The organism is Roseivirga sp. YIW32 (assembly GCF_057219245.1).
In genome coordinates this window covers 557677-583859 of sequence record NZ_JBXVVG010000001.1, presented here as the reverse complement: position 1 = coordinate 583859, position 26183 = coordinate 557677, and the positions used below count along the sequence as shown (strand labels likewise).

Annotated in this window: 22 protein-coding genes; 11 read left to right on the top strand and 11 right to left on the bottom strand. The window is 44.9% G+C overall.

The window, feature by feature from the left end; genetic code table 11:
• Position 1: 1 nt before the first annotated feature.
• From AC2D6U_RS02920 to AC2D6U_RS02890, 7 genes are all read left to right on the top strand, one after another.
• Positions 2–358 (top strand): helix-turn-helix domain-containing protein, encoded by a 357-nt coding sequence (locus tag AC2D6U_RS02920; protein WP_484719441.1) that lies wholly within the window; start codon positions 2–4, stop codon positions 356–358.
• A 327-nt stretch (positions 359–685) separates the two neighbouring features.
• A complete protein-coding gene (locus AC2D6U_RS02915; RefSeq protein WP_484719440.1) occupies positions 686–2845 on the top strand; it encodes a S9 family peptidase in 2160 nt (719 codons plus the stop codon).
• A 79-nt stretch (positions 2846–2924) separates the two neighbouring features.
• Entirely contained in the window at positions 2925–3167 is a 243-nt protein-coding gene (locus tag AC2D6U_RS02910; protein WP_484719439.1) for a ribbon-helix-helix domain-containing protein, read from the top strand.
• Positions 3160–3456 (top strand): type II toxin-antitoxin system RelE/ParE family toxin, encoded by a 297-nt coding sequence (locus AC2D6U_RS02905; RefSeq protein WP_484719438.1) that lies wholly within the window; start codon positions 3160–3162, stop codon positions 3454–3456. The genes AC2D6U_RS02910 and AC2D6U_RS02905 overlap by 8 nt, the downstream gene beginning before the upstream one ends.
• Positions 3457–3590: 134 nt before the next feature.
• Complete coding sequence (locus AC2D6U_RS02900; RefSeq protein ID WP_484719437.1) at positions 3591–4286, top strand: cytochrome-c peroxidase; 696 nt, start codon at positions 3591–3593, stop codon at positions 4284–4286.
• A 104-nt stretch (positions 4287–4390) separates the two neighbouring features.
• Positions 4391–7099: a phosphoenolpyruvate carboxylase gene (locus tag AC2D6U_RS02895; RefSeq protein WP_484719436.1), complete on the top strand. Its 2709-nt coding sequence runs from the start codon at positions 4391–4393 to the stop codon at positions 7097–7099.
• Positions 7100–7294: 195 nt separating this feature from the next.
• On the top strand, positions 7295–8179 hold the full coding sequence (locus AC2D6U_RS02890) for a dienelactone hydrolase family protein (RefSeq protein ID WP_484719435.1): 885 nt from the start codon (positions 7295–7297) through the stop codon (positions 8177–8179).
• A gap of 20 nt (positions 8180–8199) precedes the next feature.
• Here AC2D6U_RS02890 and AC2D6U_RS02885 read toward each other — a convergent pair whose 3' ends face one another.
• Positions 8200–9204: a substrate-binding periplasmic protein gene (locus AC2D6U_RS02885; protein ID WP_484719434.1), complete on the bottom strand. Its 1005-nt coding sequence runs from the start codon at positions 9202–9204 to the stop codon at positions 8200–8202.
• 130 nt (positions 9205–9334) lie between these two features.
• On the opposite strand from AC2D6U_RS02885, the gene AC2D6U_RS02880 reads away from it, so the two are divergent.
• On the top strand, positions 9335–10948 hold the full coding sequence (locus tag AC2D6U_RS02880; RefSeq protein ID WP_484719433.1) for an ABC-F family ATP-binding cassette domain-containing protein: 1614 nt from the start codon (positions 9335–9337) through the stop codon (positions 10946–10948).
• Between the two features lie 177 nt (positions 10949–11125).
• On the opposite strand, the gene AC2D6U_RS02875 is transcribed toward AC2D6U_RS02880, so the two are convergent.
• Positions 11126–13720: an ABC transporter permease gene (locus AC2D6U_RS02875; protein WP_484719432.1), complete on the bottom strand. Its 2595-nt coding sequence runs from the start codon at positions 13718–13720 to the stop codon at positions 11126–11128.
• Positions 13720–14058, bottom strand: a complete 339-nt coding sequence (locus AC2D6U_RS02870; RefSeq protein ID WP_484719431.1) for a PadR family transcriptional regulator — start codon at positions 14056–14058, stop codon at positions 13720–13722. Before AC2D6U_RS02870 ends, AC2D6U_RS02875 begins: the two co-directional genes overlap by 1 nt.
• 81 nt (positions 14059–14139) lie before the next feature.
• Between AC2D6U_RS02870 and AC2D6U_RS02865 the strand changes: the two genes are divergently transcribed.
• The gene (locus tag AC2D6U_RS02865; protein ID WP_484719430.1) at positions 14140–15156 is read left to right on the top strand and encodes a glycosyltransferase family 2 protein; all 1017 of its coding nucleotides are present in this window, start codon (positions 14140–14142) and stop codon (positions 15154–15156) included.
• A 14-nt stretch (positions 15157–15170) separates the two neighbouring features.
• Here the strand turns inward: AC2D6U_RS02865 and AC2D6U_RS02860 are convergent, their stop codons facing one another.
• Complete coding sequence (locus AC2D6U_RS02860; RefSeq protein ID WP_484719429.1) at positions 15171–16541, bottom strand: M28 family peptidase; 1371 nt, start codon at positions 16539–16541, stop codon at positions 15171–15173.
• Positions 16542–16972: 431 nt separating this feature from the next.
• On the opposite strand from AC2D6U_RS02860, the gene AC2D6U_RS02855 reads away from it, so the two are divergent.
• Together AC2D6U_RS02855 and AC2D6U_RS02850 are read left to right on the top strand one after the other, a co-directional pair.
• Positions 16973–17557, top strand: coding sequence for a hypothetical protein (locus tag AC2D6U_RS02855; protein WP_484719428.1), 585 nt, complete (start codon positions 16973–16975; stop codon positions 17555–17557).
• A 33-nt stretch (positions 17558–17590) separates the two neighbouring features.
• Positions 17591–18247: a DUF6090 family protein gene (locus AC2D6U_RS02850; protein ID WP_484719427.1), complete on the top strand. Its 657-nt coding sequence runs from the start codon at positions 17591–17593 to the stop codon at positions 18245–18247.
• Here AC2D6U_RS02850 and AC2D6U_RS02845 read toward each other — a convergent pair.
• From AC2D6U_RS02845 to AC2D6U_RS02815, 7 genes are read right to left on the bottom strand one after another with little or no spacing between them, the layout of a single operon-like run.
• Entirely contained in the window at positions 18244–19107 is an 864-nt protein-coding gene (locus AC2D6U_RS02845) for a nucleoside phosphorylase (RefSeq protein WP_484719426.1), read from the bottom strand. The two genes, AC2D6U_RS02850 and AC2D6U_RS02845, sit on opposite strands and share 4 nt — an antisense overlap.
• A complete protein-coding gene (trhO, locus tag AC2D6U_RS02840; RefSeq protein ID WP_484719425.1) occupies positions 19107–20072 on the bottom strand; it encodes an oxygen-dependent tRNA uridine(34) hydroxylase TrhO in 966 nt (321 codons plus the stop codon). Before trhO ends, AC2D6U_RS02845 begins: the two co-directional genes overlap by 1 nt.
• A gap of 48 nt (positions 20073–20120) precedes the next feature.
• The gene (locus AC2D6U_RS02835; RefSeq protein ID WP_484719424.1) at positions 20121–20753 is read right to left on the bottom strand and encodes an acetyltransferase; all 633 of its coding nucleotides are present in this window, start codon (positions 20751–20753) and stop codon (positions 20121–20123) included.
• A gap of 56 nt (positions 20754–20809) precedes the next feature.
• Entirely contained in the window at positions 20810–22084 is a 1275-nt protein-coding gene (locus AC2D6U_RS02830) for a DUF2851 family protein (protein ID WP_484719423.1), read from the bottom strand.
• A gap of 24 nt (positions 22085–22108) precedes the next feature.
• Positions 22109–22924 carry an orotidine-5'-phosphate decarboxylase gene (gene pyrF / locus AC2D6U_RS02825; RefSeq protein ID WP_484719422.1) on the bottom strand — a complete coding sequence of 272 codons (816 nt, stop codon included), beginning with the start codon at positions 22922–22924 and terminating at the stop codon, positions 22109–22111.
• Positions 22924–23562 carry an outer membrane lipoprotein periplasmic chaperone LolA1 gene (lolA1, locus tag AC2D6U_RS02820; protein WP_484719421.1) on the bottom strand — a complete coding sequence of 213 codons (639 nt, stop codon included), beginning with the start codon at positions 23560–23562 and terminating at the stop codon, positions 22924–22926. Before lolA1 ends, pyrF begins: the two co-directional genes overlap by 1 nt.
• A gap of 20 nt (positions 23563–23582) precedes the next feature.
• A complete protein-coding gene (locus AC2D6U_RS02815; RefSeq protein ID WP_484719420.1) occupies positions 23583–26165 on the bottom strand; it encodes a DNA translocase FtsK in 2583 nt (860 codons plus the stop codon).
• Positions 26166–26183: the final 18 nt, after the last annotated feature.

Below are 26183 nucleotides of genomic sequence, written 5' to 3'. Positions count from 1 at the left end.
TATGGACATTTCACCAATTAGAAACGAAAAAGATTATAAAAAGGCACTCGAGAGACTCGAAGTGATTTTTGATGCGAAACGAGGAACAAAAGAAGGTGACGAACTGGAGATTTTGGCAATTTTAATCGACAGCTACGAAAATGAAAATTTCCCTATCGGAATGCCTGATCCAATTACTGCCATCAATTTTAGAATGGAACAAATGGGATTGAAACAAAAGGACTTGGTGGAAATGATTGGTTTTAAAAGCCGAGTCAGTGAAATAATGAACAGGAAGCGCAAGCTGACTTTGGACATGATTAGAAAGCTAAATACACAATTACGTATCCCTACTGAAGTGTTGATTCAGGATTATTGAATAAGTAAAATAATACTAAGGGCAACATTGAGTAAAATGCATAAGATCCTAACGTCGCTTACGATAGCTTACTCTGAGCTTAGTCGTTCTCTGCTACTTCTGAAGTTTCTTGATCCCGATGGCTATCGGGACTATGGTTCGTCACTTTAGATACAACGCAAAAGCTACAGTCTTACCTTAGACGAGTCCTTGGCACGCTAGGGAAAATGTGGAGTGAAAACCCAAAAATCTTTCTTAGAAGATGGCCAGAATGTGTGCACTCCATGAGTGAGTATGTTATCTTAACAGCATTAGATCTTTTTTTTTCTGAGCTTAAAAACTGAAGACATGCAGAAAATCTCTTTTTGGCAACTATGGGTAATGACAAGCGTACTGATGACAATGCCCGCATTGAGCAGTGCGCAGGAAACTGAACTCACGCTTGATGACATTTTCGCTACACCAAGAATAACGGGCACAACCCCTTCGCGGCCGGTTTGGTCACCGAACAGCACACACTTCGCCTTTTCCTGGAGCGAACCGGGACAGTCTGGACGCGGCCTCTGGGTATCCGCAAGCGATGGACAAGAAGTGCGCCTCATTTCGAACACATCAGCCGCCTCGGTGCGTGATATTGCATGGTTTGACGCAAACACCATTTTGACCCTTCGAGGCAATATGGTCTGGCAGACGTTGCTGAACCAAGGAGAAGACCGGGAGTTAATGGCTCTCAAGCCTGGCGCATATAACCTATCGAAATCACCAAGCGGCGAACAAATTGCATATCTAATCAACGGCGACCTGTGGCTTGCTGACCTCGTTTCCAAACAGAACTACCGGCTTACTGATATTGGTATTGCCAGTCTTTCGAACTTGCAGAAAGGACGCTACAGCCGTGCGGAACGTGAAATCGGTCCGGGTATCTGGAGTGGACCAACCTATAAATGGTCGCCGGATGGTAAGACCATTGCCATTCACGTGGTTGACAGACGTGAGATGCGAAAGGTACCTTTCCCGAATTACCTTGCTACCGAAACCGAACCCAACGAGGTACGTAGAAGTTACCCGGGCGATCCAAACGAGATCCGAAGAGTAGGCTTACTTGATGTAGAAAGCGGAGATATCACCTACCTCGATTTACCAGATCCGCATGCCAACCAGGTCATCGACTTCAACTGGTCATCAAGTGGAGATTTGCTAATTGATACAGCATCCGATACGGCAGTTGAACGTAAGTTATTCGTCGTTCGCCCAGGAGAAAATGAACTGCGTGAGATCTACCGAGGTGTTAGAGAGAGCCGCATATACACCTCCTTTGGATCCACTTGGCATCCGGATGGAAAGCATGTCATTTTCCTTAGTGATATGGGTGACCGCTACGGTCTTTACACGATCGACGCAACTAAAAACAATGACCGTCCGCAGCTATTGACAGATCCGTCATACGATGTACTTTCTGCCCCTAGTATTGCTGGTGATGCCCTTTTCTATACTGGCAACGGGGTTAACCCTTACGAACAACATGTGTATCGCCTCAAGTCGTCTGGTGGTGCTCCCGAGCAGCTGACACGTCTTGCAGGTCAGAACTCAGGCTACCCCTCACCGGATGGGCAGCACTTGGTGTTCATGCACAGCAACGATACCTCTCCTGCTGAGCTGTATGTGGCAGGTAGCGAGGGTGACGACGCCGTAAGATTAACCCACTCACCCTTATCTGCCTTTACAGAGCGCACTTGGACAGCTGCGGAATACGTAAGTTTCCCCAGCCTTGTAGATGACTACACGCTCCATGCCCGCATCCTGAAGCCTACCAACATGCAGCCTGGCAAGAAGTATCCCGTGCTGTTTGGCCCTGTCTATTCAAATACAGCGAGGAATCGATGGGCCGGTAACTACAGCCTTGTCCAGCAACTGTTGGTCAAAAAAGGATATATCATTGTGCAGGTAGATTCACGGGGCAGCGACGGGTATGGCCGTGCATTCCGTGAAGAATTCCTCTTAGGCTTTGCCGACCAGGACATTGAAGATTATGCAAGTGCCGTTGCCTACATGGAATCATTGGATTATGTCCATCCTGATCGCATCGGCATCTGGGGCAGCAGCTATGGTGGCACACTCTCCGTTTATTCGCTGTTAAAGAAGCCGGGGTTATTCCAAGCCGGTGTTGCAGCAGCAGCGGCTGTTGACCCGATCTTCTTTGGTACGGACGATGTCGCTATCGTTCGAACTCCACAAACCCACCCAGAGGTTTTTGAAAGAAAAGCACTCAAATACGCTGCAAATCTGGAGGACAAACTGATGTTCATCCATGGTATGCAGGACCATGTGGTACCCTTTAAAACAACGGCTGTGTTAGCTGAAGAATTGATCAAGCAGGGCAAGGACTTCGACTTTGCCTTTGCACCGGGCGCAACACATGGATGGAGCGGCCAGCGATATTATAACCGCTACCTCTTTGGTAAGCTTATCGCATTCTTTGACCAACACCTCACTGAGCCGCCTAAGTAGATGTTTGAAGTTTGCTTCAAGTATGAAGATTGAAATTGTTTTTGGTGCATTTTTGATGTAAATTTACATCAAACGTTCAATGATGTCTAGACAAAGTATTTCATTCACGGAACCCAACGATAAGTGGCTTAAAGCCCAAGTTGAAAGTAAAGAATACACGAGCAAAAGCGAGTTGATCAATGACCTTATTCGACAAGCACGTCAACAACAAGCACAAATCAATTGGATCAGAAATAAAATTGAAAACGCAGAAAAAAGCGGGTTTACTGATAAAACACAATCTGAAATCTTAGCACTAGCAAAGTCTAAGTTTAATGGCTAATTATAAAATTAGCAACACTGCAAAGGAGGACTTAATAAGGATCTATACCTATGGCGTGATCCGTTTTGGTGAAAAACAAGCAGAGAAGTATTTCAACGCCTTCTTCGAATCCTTTGAAAAAATAGCTAAAAACCCATTTGCCTATGAAGCGGTAGATCACATTAAAGAAGGATATAGAAGATGTATCTCGGGTGTCGATACAATTTACTTTCGATTTAATGATGATAGTATTGAGATTATAACAATCATTGGGAAACAAGACATGGAGAATTTAAAGTTTGACCTTTAGCATAATTTAGAGCTTCGGTAAACTCCCATTTCACTAAACACAGGTAAAATAAAAATTAAGGCTTCTGTTACATCATCTGATCTCTGCAACTAGAGCGTAAAACTGAATGTAGAAGCTCAGAGAACAGGCAAACCTTGTCTATTGATCCCGTTGAAATGGGCATGACCTTGGAGCAAGTAGTGAGTGAAGTCGAAGATCAGGCCTATTATCCTGAATTATTCCAACAAGCCTTCGCTTCAGAAGAGGTCACCTCAGAAAAAACACCAAAAGCGCTGGCACAATTCGTACGCAGTATAGTAAGCTATTCCAGCAAATGCGATGAAGGCAGAGCGCAGTCGCCCTCACCAGGAGCGAACTTTCCAAATTTCACCGCAGAAGAGAATTTGGGAAAAAACATCTTCTTTAGGACGATCACGAATGGTGGTGGTGCCTGTTTTGGTTGCCACACCACAGAAGCCTTTGTAAGCGCCAATCCAGGGCCTCAGAATAATGGCTTAGATGCGATCTCATCTGATGATTTGGGTGCCGGCGCAGTATTTTCAAACCCAATATTTCTAGGCAGATTCAAAACGACCAGTCTTCGAAACATTGCATTGACAGCACCCTATATGCACGATGGTCGCTTTGCTACCCAGGAAGAAGTTGTGGAACATTACAATAGTGGTATCCAAGCTCACCCAACCCTATCTCCTGCCCTCACTGATGCGAACGGCAATCCCATTCGCTTGAACTTGACAGATGCGGAAAAAGCTGCCCTAGTCGCTTTCCTCAACACATTGACAGATGAAAGTGTTGGCATAGAAGAAAAATGGAGTAATCCGTTCAACTGAAAAAAGTAGCAAGCGCCCTCCTCCTTCATTCGATTCCATAATTTATTTTCCGCGCATTTTTATGTCCGCTTTTTCTAAGTCATCTTGTAGAAAAAGCAATTGTCATGACCATCGATCAACTCTCTGAACAATCCATAAAAAAGAATAAAGCGGATTTTCTGTACCTCATGCTGGCCTTTCAAGAAGTATTGGAAGCGATGGGGGAATCGGCATTGGCTGAATTTTTACCCTGGGTCAATGAAGAAATTGAAGAAGTTCCAGATCATTTGGACCATGAAAAATTGATCCAGGCCTTGAGCATTTCTTTTCAATTGCTCAACCTGATCGACGAGAACAATGCAACCCACCACCGCAGAAAGGTCGAAAATCATGTAGCTGCTGAAGAAATTCAAGGCTCCTGGGCTGAGACTCTGGCTCATTTGAAAGCACAAGGCTATGATCAAAAAGAGATCGTGAAGGAGTTGAAAAAGATCCGTGTGAGCCCTGTTTTAACCGCACACCCAACGGAAGCCAAACGGATTACAGTATTAGAGATACATCGTGAATTGTACAAAATGCTTGTGCGCCGCGAAAACCCGAACCTATCCGTTTCCGAGAAAGAAGATCTAAGGGAAGACATCAAAGGGCTCGTGGAACGCTGGTGGCGTACGGGAGAGATCTACTTGGAGAAACCTCGGCTTGAAGATGAGCGCAGCAACATCCTCCATTATTTCAGAAATGTCTTTCCCATTGCCCTCAACCTTGTCGACAGAAAACTGCGCAGTGCATGGAAGCATGCCGGCTTTGACATGGACTTACTAAAAGACGCAGAAGATTTTCCTCGGCTCGAATTTGGTAGCTGGGTCGGTGGCGACCGAGACGGACATCCCTTTGTGACGTCTGAATTCACCAAAGAGACCTTGAGCATTCATCGACAGGAGGCCCTGCTCATTCACAAGCAAAGCCTTGAACACATGGTCAAACAATTGAGCTTCTCCGAACACTTGGTGGAAGTACCGTCTTGGTTTCAAACGGCCATCGGAGAAATGAGTAAGGCAGTTGGTCGAAAAGCAAAGAAGATCATTCAGCGTAATCCGGGGGAACCCTGGCGTCAATTTGCGGGCATGATGCTGTATAAGCTGAACAATAGCCTTGTTGATAAAGGAAGAGAAGAGATCAAATATCATTATGCCCATGAATTGCTAGCCGACCTTGCTGTCCTAAAAAAATCGCTTCGTGAGATCAACGACCATCAGTTGGTCAACCAGATCATTTTTCCTGTCGAACGAAAAGTCATGTGCTTTGGCTTTCACATGGCACAACTAGACATTAGAAACAATAGTGCCTACCACGAAAAGGCCTTATCATGGATCTTGAATGCAGCCGGATTTGAAGATGCGAATTACGGTGAGTGGTCAGAAGAGAAACGATTAACGTTCTTGAATGAAGAACTCAAACTGAATCGTCCTTTTCTGCCTCCTGGTTTTCCTTGCGAGGAAGAAGCAGGCAATGTCATTGCGTATTTCAAAGTGATCAAAGACCACACCGATCAATTCGGACCAGAAGGCATTTCATCCTTTATCGTCAGCATGACCCGTAGCTTGAGTGATCTTTTGGTCATGTTCCTGTTCTTCCGCGAAGTGGGACTAGACCATCGACACTTTCAAGTTGCTCCACTGTTGGAGACCATTGAAGACCTAGAAGCGGGACAAGAGATCATTGACGCCTATTTGAAGCATCCGATCACACAAGAACGCTTCCTTGATAAACCAAAGATTCAGGAGATCATGTTGGGTTATAGCGACAGCAACAAAGATGGAGGTATTCTATCCAGTCGCTGGACCATTTACAAATCCGAGGCGAAGCTAAGTACCATTGCCAAAGCCAATGGTTTCGAACTGAGCTATTTCCATGGCCGCGGTGGAACCATCAGCCGTGGTGGTGGTAAAGTGCATCGTTTCTTACACAGCATGCCGCCAAATTCCATGAGTGGACAGATCAAAATGACGATCCAGGGTGAGACCATTGCCAATCAATACGCCAACTTATTGAACGCAACCTATAACCTAGAAATGCAACTTTCTGGCCCATTACGTCAGGTAATGAATCGAAAAGATGATGAATTCTTCAATGATGCGGCCAGCATTATCAACAAAGCCCAACAACGTTCTCAGGAAAAATATAGGTCCTTATTAGAGCACCCACAATTCATTCCCTTCTACCGTGGGGTGACGCCCATCGATGTGCTGGAAGAAAGCAAGATCGGCTCACGGCCTTCACGCCGAACGGGCCAAACCTCTTTAGACGACTTACGCTCGATACCCTGGGTATTCAGCTGGAGTCAATCGCGCTTTGGCCTTACCGGTTGGTTTGGATTGGGTTCAGGTATTGAGGCCATCAAAAACGAAAACCCGGCAGACTATGAAAAGCTGAAGTCCTTGGCTCAAGACTGGTCGTTCTTCAAATACTTGATGATCCAATTAGAGACCAACTTGCTGAGTGCTGATAAAGACATCATGCTGGCCTTCAAAGACCTGATGCAAGACCAAGCGGTCGCCGAAGAAATGATGCAGATCATTTGGGAAGACTATGACAAAGCCCTGTTTTTTGTCGATGACATCCTCGGAGGAAATAAAACCGAAAGACGTTTTGCGAAACTCATGGACAATGAGATCAGAAATAAAGGCCTTGCCCCTCTCCACCAGGTGCAATTGGCCGAGATCAAAAAATGGCGCGCTTGTCCATCGGAAAACGAGGATCTTAAAGCGAAATTGCTGCACAAGCAATTGCTGATCGTCAATGCGCTCGCCGGTGGCTTGAAGAGTACAGGGTGATGGTGCTTAATGCTTGGTACGTAGTACATGGTACTTAGTACGTGGTACGTGGTACATGGCACGTAGCATGTAGACACTTGGTACTTTGTACTTCATCTTACCCTTATAGCTTAACGCTTAAAGTCTACTCTGCCGTTCATCAAATCTTTTTGATTGACGTTTTTTCATCAATTAACTTAGATAAAAAGCGATGTCATGAAAAAACTAGGCAAAGAAGACATTCAACAAGCAGTATTCGACTTATACGACGACTATGCACACAACAAGTTTGATCGCAGGTCATTCATTGAGAAACTCTCAGTATTCGCTGTAGGCGGATTGACCGTGCCTTCTTTGCTCAGTGCGATTATGCCAGATTACTCCAACCCTGATGTGCGTCCTGACGATGAGCGCATCTCCTCAGACTATGTGATGTACGATTCGCCTAAAGGTGGCGGAGAGATCAAAGGACTTCTTTCTAAACCAGCGCAGGCAAAAGGAAAGCTTCCTGGTATTGTTGTTGTGCACGAGAACAGGGGCTTAAACCCTTACATTGAAGACGTTGGACGAAGGTGTGCGGTAGATGGTTTTCTATCCATCGCACCAGATGCATTGACCCCATTGGGAGGCTATCCCGGCAATGATGATGAGGGCCGAACACTGCAACGCAAAAGAGACCGAGGCGAAATGTTAGAAGACTTTATTGCTGCTTACGATTTCTTAAAATCGCACCCTGATTGTGATGGCAATATCGGTGTGGTGGGCTTCTGCTTTGGCGGCTGGATCAGTAACATGATGGCAGTAAGAATTCCAACCCTGAACGCTGCCGTGCCTTACTATGGCTCGCAACCAAGTGCAGAGGAAACAGCAAAGATCAATTCCCCTCTATTGATCCAATATGCTGGATTAGATCAACGGGTAAATGCAGGATGGCCTGCATATGAAGAAGCATTGGTCGCCAACAACAAGAGCTTCGAGATGTTCATGTATCCTGAAGTTAACCATGGATTTCATAACAATACTACGCCACGTTATGACGAGGCTGCGGCCAAGTTAAGTTGGGAACGCACGATTGCCTTCTTTAAGGAAAACTTAGGCTAGCAGTTCTTTATTACTTTGACTTAATTCTGTCCAATTGGAATGGCAAAAAAGTTAAAGGTTTGTAGTTGTTGTTGAGTGACCTGCGGTTGTTTATAGCGATTAGGAACGTTGTCCCAGCCTTTGTACATCTTGCCATCGATGTAATAATTGTCAGCTGTCATCTCAGGTGTACTATTCGGTGTAAGCGAATAGGCATTGCTTGGCGCTAATAAACCTGCCTTATCGCCATTCAATAGGTATTCTTGCACTCCATCACCATCTAAATCTGTTTTCACCCAAGTAAGCTGTAAGATCCTGCTGTAACTCCCGTCAGCCGCCATGGCTTGAATTTCTCTATTAAATCCTTCAATGATCTCGGAGGCTTGAGGCACATCTTTTCTAACTGCAAAATGTAGCGACCTGGTCATGAGCACGTGACTTCCAAAATCCAGCTTGGCATTGAGTTCATCCGATTGGTGTTTCTTAGCATATTCAACCAAAAGCGCATCCACCAACATGTAGTCAATTTCACCCTTTAGGAGTTTCTCTAAGTTCTCTTGATCACTCGCCCCTGCAACAAAGGTTGCACCATTCGACTCTTCTTCTTGACCGATAGCTGATCGCACCATCAGGTCACCATAAGCATAATCCGCAACGACCCCAATGCTCTTTCCCGTAAGATCATCGATTTCATCTGCACTGACATCTGCACCTTCCCTGCCCACCAGAATGATTTGATTGTACAGGTATGGGATTGAATACAGCATCACCTCTTCGCGCTGCTTATTTCGCCAAAGCGCAGCACTTCCATCGTATTCCTTTTTTACAATGCCGTCGATCACCTCTGTAAATTGCTTGATCTCGAATTCAACATCACGTCCCGATCGTTTAAGTGCGAACTTCACCAAATCAAGTGCGATGGCTCCCTTTTCGTCCACATTCGTAAAGGGTGGCCAAGGGTCACTGGCCAATTTTAGCACTGGTTCTTGTGCTGTCAGGTTGAACGTAAGAGTGAATGCACAGGTGAGTAAAAACAACTTCTTCATAATCTTCTTTGTGGAGGAAAGTTATGAAATTAAACCTTACAGGTAGAGGGAAATAGCTGTTTTAAAATGACTTCAATGGCACTTTTCCGCAATAAGTCCCTTACCTTTGCCGGCTGAAAAAGGAGAAACTATGATCGCAGTACAAAATATTTCTCTTGCTTATGGCAAAAGAGTACTCTTCGATGAGGTAAACATCAAATTCACTGGCAACAACTGTTATGGTGTCATTGGCGCTAACGGTGCCGGAAAATCGACATTTTTAAAGATCCTTTCAGGAGATGTTGACCCGAATTCAGGTACTGTCACGCTTGAACCTGGCAAACGCATGGCCGTGCTCAAGCAAAATCACTACGAGTTTGATGAGAACACGGTATTGGACACAGTGATGATGGGACATACCGTGCTGTGGGAGCTCATGAAAGAAAAAGATGCGATCTACATGAAGCCAGACTTCTCAGAAGCTGATGGCATTAAAGCATCGGAGCTGGAAGCACAATTCGCCGAAATGGATGGCTGGAATGCAGAATCGGATGCGGCGGCATTATTGAGTGGTTTGGGCATCACAGAAGACTTGCACTACAGTTTAATGAAAGACCTGAATGGAAGTCAAAAAGTGCGCGTGCTATTGGCTCAGGCACTTTTCGGTAATCCAGACCTGCTTATTCTTGATGAGCCAACAAACGACTTGGACATCCAGACCATTGCCTGGTTAGAGGATTTCTTACTGGAATTCAAGAACACCGTGATCGTCGTTTCTCACGATAGACACTTCTTAGACACGGTATGTACCAACATTGTTGATATTGATTTTGGCCAGATCAGACTCTTCACCGGAAACTACAGCTTCTGGTATCAATCCAGTCAGCTTGCCCTCTCACAACGCTCAGCAGCGAATAAAAAAGCCGAAGAGAAGAAAAAAGAACTGCAAGAGTTCATTTCTCGATTTGCTGCCAACGCTTCCAAGTCGAAGCAAGCTACGAGTAGACGAAAATTATTAGATAAGATCAATGTCGACGATATTCAACCTTCGACCAGACGATATCCAGCGATCATCTTTCAACAAGAAAGACAAGCCGGTGATCAGATCCTAGAGATCAAAGACCTGTCCTATTCAACTAGCGAAAAAACACTTTTTTCCGGACTTGATCTCTTCGTGAACCGAGGGGATAAAATTGCTGTCTTGAGTAAGGACAGTTTGGCTACAACCTCCTTCTATCAGATCCTGATGGGTGAATTGAAGGCAAGCACCGGTGAATTCAAATATGGCCAGACCATTACGAAGGCCTACTTGCCAAACGAGAATAGCCATTATTTTGATTCCACCATGAATTTGATCGATTGGTTGCGTCAGTATGCAGAAGGTGAAAAGGACGAGGTTTATATCAGAGGCTTCCTGGGTAAAATGCTCTTCTCCGGAGAAGAGGTATTTAAAAAATCCAATGTGCTCTCCGGAGGAGAAAAAGTACGCTGCATGGTGTCTCGCATGATGCTGCAACAGGCCAATTTGCTGATTGTGGATGAACCCACCAACCACTTGGACCTGGAGTCCATCCAAGCGTTTAATAATGCCCTGCAAGAATTCCCGGGTACAGTCCTCTTCAGTTCACATGACCATACGTTTACCAATACCGTAGCCAATAGAATCTTGGAGATCGGCCCGAAAGGTGTGCTGGATAAGCTAAGCACCTATGACGATTACATTGCCAATGATGAGTGGATGGCCCAACGAGAGGGAATCTATTAGGGAGACGGGGGGCGGAAGTCGGAGGTCTGGGGTTGGAAGACAGAGGTCAGAAGACAGAGGTCAGAAGTGGAAAAGCAGAAAATAACTATGGCCACCGTCCTACTCTGCTAGAGCAAGACGGTGGCCAAAAGTATAATGCTGGGCCAGAAACATGCACTTTTCGGCCCTAAATCCAGCTTATTCCGTTCGGAGTATTTGTGCCGGATTTATCTTTTTCAATTTCCGTATCTGCATGTTGATGGTAAGGAAAGCCACACCCAACAATATCACAATGGAGCAGGCTATTGGGACGAAACCGATGGTTGGGTAGTATGCATAGACTGACCCCAGTAATTCTCTAACCAGAAGAACACCAGCAGAAGCACCGATCAATACGGCGAATAACATGACAAACCGGTATTTCTTAATGGCAGTCAAGCTGATCTGACGACCATTTGCACCCAATACCTTTCGAATACCAAACATCTTCAACTGGCTAGTAATGTTTACATTGACCAAACCATAGAGTCCCATGGCCGCAATGAAGATGGCAATAGAAGCAGTAAATAGCATGACGTTTCGAATCCCTCTACTCTCTTCGAAGTGATTGTCAAAAGCAGCTTCTTGAACGGCTACACCAAACAAATTATCATCGGCAATTTCAGCCAATACACTTTCCATTGCTTCTCGCTGCAAATTGATATTGCCATCCACCATTTGCGCCAAATAGGAGGTATACTCTTCTTCCGGAATCGCTTTCATGGCCAATCCTCTGATCTTCATATCAGGTGACCAATAGAAAAAATCTTCTACCACGCCAATGATAGTATAATTCACCGAATCCTGTACCACGGTCGTGCCGTCTGGATCAAATTCTAACTGCAAAGACCTTAAAAATGACTCATTCACGATCAACTTTTGGTCCAGATCACTTTTTAGCATAGGATCAAATAATCGCCCGGAGGCAATACGCAGTTTCAGCAACTCAGGATACGCTGCTCCCACTTCCAGGAGCTCTGCATATTTTTTAACCTCTCCATTGATGAATTGAACACCATTGAGGGTCTCACCTACTCTTGCTTTGGTTCCTGCGATGGCTTCAACATTTGGGTCATTTAGAAGCTTTTCTTCAAAAACCTCTCTGTACTGTTCATCCGGTATGGGCACGACCAGCTTACTGAATTGGTCGTAACCCCAGTCTCTCTCTTCATTGACACGGTTGGTATGCACGAACATTACGGCGGCGATGATGGTGATCAAGGCCAAGACCATTTGAAAGCTTAGGAAGAACGAACTCAAATACCCTTTGCCTTTCTGTAGATTTGTCTTTTTAAGGATACTTGTGGGCTTGTAAGCTGATGCAACCACTGCCGGATAAATGCCGGATAACAGTGTCACCAAAACAAGTATCGCCAATAAGAAGTACCAAAAATTCTGGTGCGAAAGTAAGTCCAGTTGCAACGAACGCCCTGAGATCTCATTGAAGGCTGGAAGTAAGAAGGAACTCGATAACAGGACACCAAGAAAAAGTGAAAATGCACAGAGTAAAAAATTCTCTATCAAAAATTGCATAACCAATTGACTACGCAGCCCACCAACAACTTTTCGGATACCGATCTCCTTTAACCGATTCATGACCATGGCGAGCGAGATATTGATGTAATTGAATACAGCAAGGATCAACATGAATAGGGCGATTGAAGCCAAGAGGATATTCGGCGCTCTATCGGGTGCGGAGCCTACCCCTCCAAACATGCTATTAGAATTGATCGCCATGGTTCTGAGCGGCTCCAACTCAAAGTACTTATAAGGATTTACCTCATTGTCTTTATTGTGCAAAGGCAGAAGCTCATCCATAGCCGCGATCAATTGACTTCCCTGAACGTCTTCTTGTCTTTGGATAAAGAAGTTGGTATTCCAGCTTTCCCTGGTCTTACTGAGCATTTGTTCTAAATGTGAGTAATTCACCAATAGGTAATTCTGTAAGCTCGAACTTCTGGTACCGGATTTCATGACCGCACCGACCGTAAAGACCTTCCATTCATCTCCCAGCTTCAATTCAATTTGTTGGTCTATGGCCAAGCTTTGTCCAAAAAATCGTGCAGCAGCTTCTTCATTGATCACTACCTGATCCGGTTGCTTCAATGCATTGATATTGCCCGCGACAAGTTGGAAGCTGAACATGTCCAAATAGTCTTCATCAACAAATAGGCTGTATGTACTCGTCTCCTTATCATTCACTTTGGTGCCAGCTCTGTAAAAGTTGTAGCGAGTAGATCGCGCAATACCCGGAACTGAATTCAATATCTCTTTCGTCAACACATTGTCTGTGTTTCCACTTCTACCGGTATTGAACTCCAGTTCTTCCCAATGCGTCACCAGGAATAGATCATCCTTATTGGTGTGCATGTAATCCTTATTGTAGCCTTCTTCAATGAATTTGAAGGCCACAATCGAACAGGCAAGTGCAATCGACAAACCAAGTACGTTGATGGTTGAAGGCATCCGCTGTTTCCAGAGGTTACGCAAACCGATCTTGAAGTAATTTTTAAGCATTCCCATGTTGTTTAGTTTTTGAGTTTTTGACCTTTTTTTAATGTTTGACCAGCGAAACAGTCGAATGACATCCCAAATGAAGGAGCGCTTGGCAGCAGCAGGACCTTTCTCTGCTAATCGCCAACAATAAAGCTCGTGCACATCGCCTTGCAGTTGTTCCAACAACTCCTTGTTGCAGTAAAACTGTAAAAAGCGATCTGCCCATTTGGGCGGTTGATATTTCGAGTACTTCGTCACTAAGCGATTGAGTAAATGGGCATTGTTCCTAATTGACCATACAGTTTTTCTCTTACCGCACGTACTTCATCGATCGTCTGCCTTCCGGCTGCAGTGAGGGTATAGAAGCGCTTACGCCTTCCCCCTCTTTCTTGCGTCGCTCCACCCATTTCAGAAGTCACCAAGCCTTTTTCCTCCAAACGATTCAATACCGCATGAATGGCGCTGATGTTTAATTCTCGTCCAGTCTGCGATTTCATCTCTTGTAGTACGCCTACTGCATATGCTTCATCTCTGAGCACGCCAACTAACAGAAGAATCAATTCTTCTAATTCGCCAATGTGATTTCCTTTACTCATAACATTTACAAATGTAGAAATAATATTTAATCTATTTTTGTAGAACTAATATTTTTTCATAAAGTTTCTTTACTTGGGCAAATGTCCCACCCAACTCCTTTAGTGTCCATCATCATGGCAGCCAAAGACACGGCCCCCTATTTACCCGACTGCCTTGATTCGATCATCGCTCAAACCTATTCAAACTGGGAGCTCATTGCCGTTAATGACCACAGTAGCGATGCCACAGCAGAAATACTACGGCACTACGCCAAAAAAGAACCTCGCATCAAGGTTTATGACTCCAATAGGCCTAAGCTCATCCCTAGTTTAAAATATGGATATCATTACATTCAAGGGGATCTGGTCAACCGTATGGATTCTGATGACCGAATGCCTCATGACAAGATCGAGACGCTGGTTGAGGCATGGCAGCAATATGGTAAAGGTCATTTGATCGCTGGCGGAACGGAGCACTTTGTCGATGAGGGCGAGGTCGGCGGTGGATTTCTTCGGTATGAGCAATGGTTGAATGCAGTCGCCCGTGACAATCGTCATGACGAAGAGATCTACAAAGAATGTGTAATCCCCTCGCACAGTTGGTTGATGCACAAGGAGGATCTGGACAGCATTGGTGCCTTCGAGCCTGAGACCTACCCCGAAGACTATGACCTGTGCTTCCGCATTTATCAGTCGAAGCTGAAGATCATTGGATTAAATAAGGTATTGCATTACTGGCGAGACCGTGGCGACCGGATTTCCAGAACCTGGAAGGAATATGAAGACAACCGGTATTTCAACCTGAAGCTCAAATACTTTTTAGCCATTGACCGAGACCCTAGCCGCCCCTTGGTACTTTGGGGAGCAGGAAAAAATGGAAAAGACATGGCCAAACTGCTACAATCTAAGGGACAAACGTTTCATTGGGTATGTCAATCACCCAATAAGATCGGCCACGACATCTATGGCATTACCTTGCAAAGCATTGATAGCATACGATCACTTATAAACCCACAAATCATGATCGTAGTGGCGTCACCTAAAGGCAAGAAAGAGATCAAAGCGTTATTAGGCAGACAAAAAAAAGAACCAATAGTGGACTATTGGTTCTTCCTTTGATCGTAGCCTGATCATTACCTCCTTCTGATCTGACGATAAGGGAATACCACTGCTGACTCGTTGCCGTCTTTACCTACAGCGGCTACTCCGAAGTAATAATTATCGATCACAATTCCTTCTAAGGTATGCTCATTGACTCCGGATACATACACAAAGTTATCCCAGGTCGGAGAAGTGGTTAATCTAAAATAGATCTTGTATCCGGCGACATTCGGATCATCCGATGCTTCCCAGGCCAAGGTAGTAGAAGGACGCACGGCCCCACCAATTCTTACGTCTTTTGGCGCAGGTGGTGCCCAAGCCAATCCCGCCAAAGATATTTCGTTGACAGCGGTCAGTTTCTCGGCATAGCCAAAATTCACTCCTTCGATTACGTCACCGTATTTGATGCCATTTTCTTCACGAATGTCTTGGTGCTGGCGATTGTAATTCTCATGAGCCTCCATGATTCGAACGCCGGCATAACCGAGGTCGTTAAATGGTCGGTGGTGGCCTCCCCTTCCAAATCGGTCCAAACGATAGATCATCATAGGATTCATTTCGGGCATATAAGTTTTAACCTGCTTGTGGATGTATCTTGCCAATTGACGAGAATTACCGTCTACTTCGCCACCCGTGAATCTTCTTGCTCTTCTTTCTTGCTCTGACTCATTGGCCGGTGTCGGTTCCGAGAAAATCCGGAAGGTACGGTTGTCGATCACTCCATCGACTCCTTCAATATTCCCGATCATGTCGTTGTTGAGTACACCCACAATATTCCATTCATTTTCTTGTGCATACTTCGCCAAACCAGCACCACCAAAAAGCCCTTGTTCCTCTCCTGAAAGCCCAACAAATGCAATGCTATGTTTGAATTTGTACTTCGAAAGCACTCTGGCCGCCTCAATGGTACCCGCCATGCCTGACGCATTATCATTGGCTCCTGGTGCATCAATTTCATAATTCATGGTATTGGAAGCCCTAGAATCGATATCTCCTGACATCATCACGTAAGAATTGGGGTAGTCAGTACCACGCAAAACAGCCACCACATTCACGATGTAAGTATCTTTCGGCACCCGCCTGTTACCTTCCTGCGTAACGAGGTCCTTCTGATAAAAAACCTCCAAACATCCACCACAAGCAGCCGAGATTCTTTCAAACTCCGCCTTTATCCAACGACGAGCGGCACCAATACCTCGCGTCTCAGACACTGTGTCAGAAAAGGTGTTACGCGTACCAAAATCAACTAATTGTTGGATATCCTTTTGAATGCGTTCAGCAGATGTGGTCTCTATGATCTCATAGATCCTTGTATCGATGGCCGGAGGGGCTTCCTGAGCACGCAGCCCTGAAAAGGCACCCATGGTGCAAATGCTCAAAAGGAGTAGTCTAAAGCTTCTCATATTCATTTCTATTTATGCCCTGAAAATAAGGGTAGAAAGTCAGCTGACGAAAGAAATCTTTACAAACGGAAAAAGTTACACTTAATGCAAAGAAAAGGTAGGGGAATCGATTGCGTTGATTGTCTTATACATAGAGATTCCTGTCGTTTAATTAAAAAAGTATTCGCTCATAAAAACCTGGCATCAGGATTGCCGTTATAAAAGAGAGGAAAATTACACGGATGAAAACAAAAACAGTATTATTAACAGCAGCAGCAGTCGCAACAGGACTTGGTATCCTAGGATTGGCAAGTAAAAAGGTTTCACTTCCGAAAAAAGGCACAGTGAAAAAATAAGGGAACTTATTAAATAAGGTTAAAGCGGAAAAAGCCCCTACTCTTAGGGGCATTTTCATGTCTAAACTTTACTATTTTAGCGCCGGTTAATCCTTCATGAAAAAACTTACGCTCGTCTTTGTCCTTTTGTTAAGCCTTCAATCAGTGAATGCGCAACGCACAATGGTAGCTTTAAACCCCAGTAGCTACATCGATACTGCCTTGGTCTTTATGGAGAGGGAACAGTATCCGACAGCTGATAAGTACTTCATGCTGGCATTGGAAAAGATCGATCTCCTTTCTGCAGACTTCTGTTTCTATTTTGGTAAAAACTCCCTCTTATTAGGAAAATATGCACAAAGTATCGATTGGCTCAATAAGTACTTGGAGCTAAAAGGAAGCCGTGGACAATTTTCCAGAGAAGTGATCAGCCTGTTAGATCAAGCGGAACAAGGCTATCGCAATTCAAGTGCGCCAAGTGACAAAGCCGACATCAATAGTAAGTTTTTCTACCTGAATACCATTCCCTGTGAAGACGAGCAAGCCATCATGTGTCCGATCTGCAAAGGACAAGATGTGATCATTACCCGCGACCGCCTCGGAGAAAAACTCTATAAACAATGTCCCTATTCCAATAATGGGGTATTGACCTGTCAAGAATACAATCTCCTCATTCAAGGGTTGTTAAAACCAAAGAACTAAGCAGCCTTTTGCTTTTTTTGACATCTTTTCGTTATGGCAGTAAAAGACTATACGCCAAAGAACATTCTCATAGAATTCTTTATTGTAATTCTTGGCATCACCATCGCCTTTTGGCTTTCTAATGTTGGAGAAGACAAAAAAGAACGCAAGTTAGAAGAGGTCTACTTAAAGGACATCAACGCTGATCTTACAAAGGACCACTCAGATTTAACCTATTCTATCAAAATGAATAGCGAAAAGCTCAAGGTACTTCAGGCCGCGATTAAGTACTATCAGGAGAATTCAAGTCGGCTGGCGCTAGATACGGTTGTACAGTTTTCCGGTATTGTTGGAAGCTATTATCATTTCACTCCAAATGATTATACCTACCTCACACTCCAACAGAGTGGTGATTTTAAGATCATCCTTGACAATGAACTCAAAAAGCACTTGGTCGAAGTTTATCAGACCTATAAGTTCATTGAAGCGGAGCAAAAGAACTTATTGGATGCACTCGACCAGAATTATTTCCCAACCTTGATGAGCAAATACGACATGATCTCAGGTACCGTTGAGGACCCTGATTACTTTAAATCTGCTTCCTTTAAGAATACACTCGTTTTTACGACGGAGGAAACCACGCGGCTCATTCAACTCTACGAGATGGCCTTGACTAAGCTGACTAAATTTCAGGAAACCTACTTGAATTAGGAGATCTTTTGCAACACTAAGGTTACCAATTGCTCCACCGTTTGCTCATGCTTTGAAGAGAAATCCCCAGTGGCCCGATTAGCGATCAAGGCATTCAGGCTGATCATTTCATGTCCTAGCATCTTTGACAGGGCATAATAGCCAGCCGTTTCCATTTCAAAATTCGTAAATCGACCAAAAGGACTCTCGATCGCCGCGAACTTTTCTGGTAACTGCTCAATGGTTAGCGGCAACCGTAACTGACGGCCTTGTGGGGCATAAAAGCCTGGAGAAGTGATCGTGACTCCTTGGTACATCGAATCGCTAAACTTCGCCAACAGTTTTAAAGAGCCCTTGGCCATGTAGGGCGTAAAAGGCAAACCCACCAGACGTTGCACTTTATGGCAAAAATTAACCAATGGCTCTTCTGCTTGGTATGCGTAGAAAGACATCAAGGTGTCCAAGCCAATGGCTGCAGTGGAGACTAAAAAAGCATCCAGTGGAATATCAGGTTGAATGCAGCCGGAAGTCCCTATTCGATAGATGTTTAACGACCTCAGCTTTCGTTTTACTTTCCGTTTGGCAAAGTCAATATTCACCAAGGCATCAAGTTCTGTTAAGAGCAACTCAACATTGTCTGTGCCCATTCCAGAACTGATCACTGAAATTCGCTTGTTACCAATGGTTCCGGTGTGCGTCACTAACTCTCGGTTAGTCACTTGATGTTCTATCTTATCGAAATGCCGGCTGATCTTCGCCACGCGATCCGGGTCTCCTACCACGATCACTTCGTCACCGATCATGTCCGGGTGAAGATTCAGATGATACACTCTACCCTGAGGCGAGATGATCAATTCTGAATTGGCCAATTGTTTACGCATCAATCTAGTTTTGCCGGTTCTCTCTTTACCCCTTTCAGCGGATTGTAGTGGTTGGTGTTCTTTTGATAAAAACCGGTTCCGTCGTAAGGCCTTCTGGCCGGATGTTGTCGACATTCTTCAGAACAGCAACCGTCCATTAACCAGCCAGCCTCCTCGGACATGGGCATGTGTCGATTACACTCAGGATTGGCACAGTTTACCATGCGATCTGTTGGCACTCCAGAGATGTAGCACCGACTGATGATGCTTGGGTTAACGGTATTCACATCCGCCGTGATCCGGTTATCAAACACATAACACTTGCCTTCAAAGTCCTTCCCTCCTGCTTCAATACCATACTTGATGATACCTCCATGGAGTTGATAAACGTTTTCGAAGCCTTGTTCCAGCAAGTAGGCAGAAGCTTTTTCGCACTTGATCCCACCTGTGCAATAGGTGATGACCTTTTTGTTCTTCAAGTGCTCCAGCTCTTTCACTTTTTCAGGAAAGTCTCGGAAGTTGTCAATATCGAGGGTCAGGGCATCTTTGAAGCGCCCCACATGGTGTTCATAGTTGCTACGAACATCGAGGATGATGGTATCTTCATCTTTTTCTTCTAACACCTTCTTAAACTCTTCCGGCTCAATGTATTCTCCGGTCTTTTGACGAGGGTTGATCTGTCTGAGGCTGGAGTGCACGATCTCAGGCTTGACGCGGACATGCAACTTGGCAAAAGCCATTTTATCATGTGCCTCCACTTTAAACTCCGTATCGGCAAAACGACAATCAGCATGCACATAGTCCATGTACTTTTCACAATCCTCTTTGAGTCCGGATACCGTTCCGTTGAGTCCTTCCGGTGAGATGATGATCCGCCCTCTCAGGTTGTTTTCAACACAGAATAAATGATGTTCTTCTCTGTATGCTTCATAATCCGTTATGTCTGCATAACAGTAATACAATAAAATTGAATACTTCTTTTCCATTCCTCTGCCCTATTGCTTGTAGGGTGATTTATTGATACAAAAAAATTCTTATACTTCTTGCGCAGGGTTACCAAACACGGTCTTGCCCTTTTCTACATCGGCAATCACCACTGACCCTGCCCCGATTCTGGCATTATTGCCAATCTTAACACCCGGCACGATCGTTACTCCTGAACCGATGAATACGTTATCTCCTATTTCGGCACTGCTTCCAACCACGGAGCCCGCACCTACCTGCACAAGATCGCCGAGCTGAGCAGCATAGTCAATGGTCGCTTGAGAGTGGATCAAACAATGATCCCCGATCTTCGCATTTGCTCCAATCACCACGCCACTATTGATGAATTCACCATGCCCTACATGCGCAGAAGAAGACACCTTTGCGTTTTTATGGATCGCATTCACAGGCATTTTCTTACGTCTTTCCTTCATCAATTTCACCAAGCCTTTTCTCAGGTCACGATCGTCGACTGCGATAAAGCCTTCGCATTTTTTACCAATTAATTTCAAGAAACCGTCATCATCCATGCTTCCCAAAATGCTCAACTCGCCTAGGGTGGTGTCATGCAATTCTTTATTGTCATCTAAGAAACCATAGACCATGATGTCGTTGCTTTCAAAGATCTCCACTGCTGCTTGACCGAGCGCACTGGCTCCAAAAATAATTACAGGGTTTTCCATCGCGTTTAATTCAGGTCACAAAGGTAATTCTTTTCGTTCAAAATCAGATACCTGACCTAATTATCCCCGTGGAGAAGGTGAACACCGATACGACATTCCAAACAGCGCTTTGGCTCGCAATAGTGTTGAAACAGCTCATTCAAGGCTTGGCTGTCGAAGGCATGGGCAGCATTCCATTGCAAACCTTTCCAGAGTCGTGTGACGCGATTTTGTTCAGGAGCTAATTGCGTCAATAAGTTCAACGCTCGCTCCATGTAGGCATACTGATCTTGCTGAATGGCATAGGCAGCCAGCAAAGGCGCAGTCACGTTGATCAGCAGGTGCCTTAGGGTGTTCTTGGAAACCTTGGTGATGAATTGTTTAGAGACTTTATCAGGGCGCAGGTGCGTTTGCCAATAGGGGCTAAGTTCGGCTTGCATCTGTTGCATCAATTGATCTGCACTATCCAAGGACAAGAACCTATCCCAAAGATTCTTTTCTTGGAACACGATGGCTGCCAATTGTACCAGGCGCTGAACCGGTTGGTTTTGGGGTCGTAAAGGTGCAAACTTCCAATGGGCAATAGGTAGCGCTTCCAAGTCTTTGAACTTCTGTTGGAAGAAAAGAAAGTGTTGTTGTAAGCGTAATACTTCTTCGTCCTTAGCGGTCACATCCAGGAATCCAGCAGTCCCCAACAACAGGGCTTCTATTTCCTCCAGCCGATTCAGTCGGCGTATCCATTTGTAAGAAAGCTTACGCGCCACCAGCAGCATTGCTTGATCATTTGCTTTAAAGCCCATGGCTTTGGTAAGCATACGGAATGTCACTTCCTGCCAATCTTCATTCACGCTTCTCAACTCTTCTAATACCAACCCGGACTTTCTTTGCAAGCGTTCCACCAAGACGCTTTCTGCCATGCCTAAGCGCTTGATCGCCGGCACTTGATTTAATTGTGTCGCACATGGAATGGGTGCCGGGTTTTCGATCAATAACTGGTAGCGCTCATAGAACTTCGGTTTGATGCACCCCTTTAAGGCTACAGTCGGAATGAGTTCTTGTTGGGTAGTTCGCACCTCCTTATCATGTTCATAGACCACATGCAGGACCACGGTATCGTAATGAGAGTCTCGCTGATGCCCATGGTGGTACCAATCGGAGGATTTGACATGAATTTCAACCGCGCCAAACCACTTCAAACCATCAATAAGTACCTTAGCCTCTTTGAAATCAGGACCATCGTGCAGGTTACGAAAACCGGGATCAAGGATGGACAGTTGCTGTCCGGAGGTCGTTTGAATGGGTTGGGTAAATAGCTGATGACGCCAAATGTAGTAAAGGAAATCTTCTCGCATGTTCAGTGTGTGTTTACACTGAATCTAAAGAAATTTTGTCAAATATGCAGTCATTTCATTTCGTAAGGCTTCCGCTTTTTGCCCCGCTGTTTTGGCAAAATCGCGTGTATCATCTGCGTAGATGATGCCTCTGGATGAATTAACCAGTAAGCCGCATTGGGCATTCATACCGTATGCCGATACTTCTGCTAAGCTACCTCCTTGCGCCCCTACTCCAGGAACAAGTAAGAAATGATCTGGAATAATCGTTCGAATATGCTGTAGTGCGCTTGCCTTTGTAGCACCAACCACATACATCAGCTCTTCGGCACTCCCCCATTCCTGGCTTTTTCTGAGCACCTCTTCGTAGAGCTCTCCTCCTGCCTCCAATTTCAGGTTCTGAAAATCTTGACCTCCAGCATTGGATGTTAAGGCCAGTAGAATGACCCACTTCTCATCAAAATCTAAGAAAGGTTTCACAGAGTCCTCTCCCATGTAGGGCGCCACCGTAATGGAATCGAATGGTATTTCCTCAAAAAACGCTCTCGCGTACATTTTTGAGGTATTCCCAATATCTCCTCGCTTGGCATCGGCAATGGTGAACACCTCGTCGGGCAAGTAAGCCATCGTTTTCTGCAAACTTTCCCAGCCTTTAAGCCCGTGGGCTTCATAGAAAGCAATGTTGGGTTTGTAGGCGACAGCATAATCAATGGTTGCGTCGATGATTTGCTTGTTGAAAGCAAAAATAGGGTCTTCTTCAGCAAGCAAATGTGTTGGGATTTTTTCAATGTCCGTGTCTAATCCGACACAGAGATAGGATCCTTTTTTTTTGATCTGCTCAAAAAGCGCCTGCTTGTTCATTAATTCCTCAGATCGGTGACGATGTCCACCTTGTACTTGGTATCATCAAATTGAAAGAAGCCATCAGCGAAAGACTGATTAGGCGTAAATTTGGTCACGATGAATGATGTGGGAATTCCATCATAGTCGATGAGGTCCCAAGCTTTCAAGTACGCATCCTCTTTTCCAACATACATGATGATGGTCGTGAAATCAGCATCCGGATCGGTCGCATTGAGTTTGATCACATTCACAGGCTGAGCATCGAATTCATCTTCTCCCACAAATTCAAACTCAAATCCCTCTTTGTAAATGTCATAGATATTGGCAGGGTTAATGGCTTGCTCATCCGGCTCGAAATTACTGATGGTCAATTCTTCCCCTTCCATGATGTATGTCCAAAGCGTTGGTCCATCACAAAAGATCAGCTGACCCTGAAAGTCAACAAAGAATTTTTCTTTGGATACGGCTGCCTTGCCACTGTAGGTATCCTGGCCGTTCATGCCATTCTCCAGCTTTTGATTAAAGCTGATCTCAAATCCGGGCATGGCCTTGTAGGTGGCACTCATTTTATCGAGAATGCGCTTTGCCTCACCTTCCTGTCCCCATACTGCACTTGTCATCATCACCATGAAGCAAGCGAAAAACAATTTTTTCATAACTCTTTATCTATCCTCGATCAATTATTGTTTAGTTCATTCAATAATTGTTCCAAACTATATTCATCATGAATGAGCACCTCACGTGCTTTGGATCCCTCAAATGGCCCCACAATTCCGGCGGCTTCGAGTTGGTCGATAATTCTTCCTGCACGGTTGTAACCCAACTTGAGCTTCCGCTGGATCAAACTCGTACTGCCTTGCTGATGCGCAACGATCAGCTTGGCTGCCTCTTCAAAGAGCATGTCACGATCTGAAAGATCCACATCACCTGCACTGCTATCTGCCTCCTCACCCACAAATTCAGGCAACATGTAAGCCGAGCTATAGCCGCGTTGTGATCCGATGAATTCGCAAATCTCGTCAACTTCAGGCGTATCGACAAATGCACACTGAAGGCGTATGATCTCTGACCCCATAGAGAGAAGCATGTCTCCCTGACCGATCAGTTGATCTGCCCCGCCTGCATCTAAAATCGTTCTTGAATCGACCTTGGAGGTTACCCTAAACGACAACCTGGCAGGGAAGTTGGCCTTGATGATCCCTGTGATCACGTTGACCGAAGGTCTTTGTGTGGCGACCACCAAATGGATACCAATGGCTCTGGCTAACTGTGCGAGTCTGGCGATCGGCGTTTCCACTTCTTTTCCAGCCGTCATCATCAAATCGGCTAACTCATCAATAACCAGTACGATATAAGGCAAGAATCGGTGTCCCTTTTCGGGGTTCAGTTTACGGTCGACAAACTTCTTATTGTATTCTTTGATGTTCCGGCAAGCGGCATCCTTGAGCAAATCATACCGTTGATCCATTTCAATACACAACGAATTCAAGGTGTAGATCACCTTTTTGGTATCGGTGATGATGGCATCTTCTGAATCAGGCAGTTTCGCTAAATAATGTCGCTCAATTTTATTGAAAAGCGTCAATTCCACCTTCTTCGGGTCAACCAATACGAACTTCAATTGCGAAGGATGCTTCTTGTAGAGCAAAGAGGTTAAAATCACATTCAAACCCACTGATTTCCCTTGACCGGTAGCTCCGGCCATCAGCAAGTGAGGCATTTTTGCCAGGTCTGCTACAAAGACCTCATTTGAGATGGTCTTGCCTAAAGCAACAGGCAAGGCCTTGTCAGAATCCATGAATTTGTCTGTGGAAATGACCGATCGCATGGACACCATTTCTTTGTTCACATTAGGCACCTCGATACCGATGGTTCCTTTGCCCGGGATAGGTGCAATGATACGAATGCCCAGTGCAGCCAAGCTCAAGGCAATATCATCTTCCAAGTTTTTGATCTTGGAGATCTTAACACCGGCCTCAGGAATGATCTCGTACAAGGTAATGGTAGGACCAATGGTGGCTTTGATACTTGAAATACCGATCTTAAAATTGGTCAGCGTCTCAACGATCTTATCCTTGTTGGCTTGGAGTTCATCTTTGGTAACGGAGATCTTGCCCGTTGAATATTCATTCAACAAGTCAACCTTTGGGAATTTATAACTGGCCAGATCCAAAGTGGGATCATAATTCCCAACTTTCTCAACCAATTTCTCTGCCGCTTCTGAGATCTCCACCTCGAAGGCAGGCTCATTCTTTTGGCTAGCTTGCTCGTCCGTTTGTTCTTTCGAAGGCGTAATTTCTAGGGTTACCTCTTCTTCTTTTTGTACTTCTTCTTCACTTGGTGTACCATCGTCCTTCCCAAGATCGGTCTCTAATTCAATTGGTTTTTGTTCTTCGGATGCGGTAGGTTCTATTTCTGAGAGCTCCACAGCCAGATCAGCAACTTCTCTTTCTTTCTGCTCTTCTTTTAGTGTCACCACCCATTCAGCAAGCTCGGCTTCCGCTTCAGCCGCATCTTGTTCTTCGTCATCCTCCTGATTATCTTGAGCCTCCTCCTCATTGACAACCCCACCAGTCGATTCAGCTGAGTCTGCCGTTTGTACAGGCGCGGCGGCCTTCTGCCATGAGAACACGTTCGTTATATTGAAATAAAAGATGATGAACACCAACAAGGTAAAGACCAAAAACAGGACCGTTCCAAATCCCAACAAACTGTCAAAATACACCGATAACTGATACCCTATTCCACCACTATAAAAACTCCATTCTGAAACTTCATCCCCTGACTTGATCATGGAGCCCATGAGCAAGCTGGTCCAACACATGAAAAACAATGCGAAGGCAGTGGCCCGATCGAGTTTGATGAGTTCTTCTCCCCAAACGATCTTGTAGCCCAGAAGAAACAATACAGGAGGCACCAAAAAGGCCCCTATACCAAACCAGGAAAAGATGAGTTTATGCGAGACCAAGGCGCCCAACAACTTCATCCAATTGCGTGCTTCTTGACCTAAGGCTCTTACGGTCTCGTCATCAGAAAAGAAGGCTTCGACCACACTCTGATCGGCCTTTCCGGTAAATAAATAGCTGATGCAGGCCACAAAGATGAAAATAGAGACCAAAAGCAAAAAAAATCCAACAGAAAGCTGCAGTCGCCGGTCTTTCAAAAATGGGATCTCAAACTTCTTTTTAGGGCTTTTTTTCCTCTTGGATTTCTCTTGGTTCGACTTAAATGTATTGGAACGATAAGTATTTTGGGCCATTGAAAAATTGTAAACCTG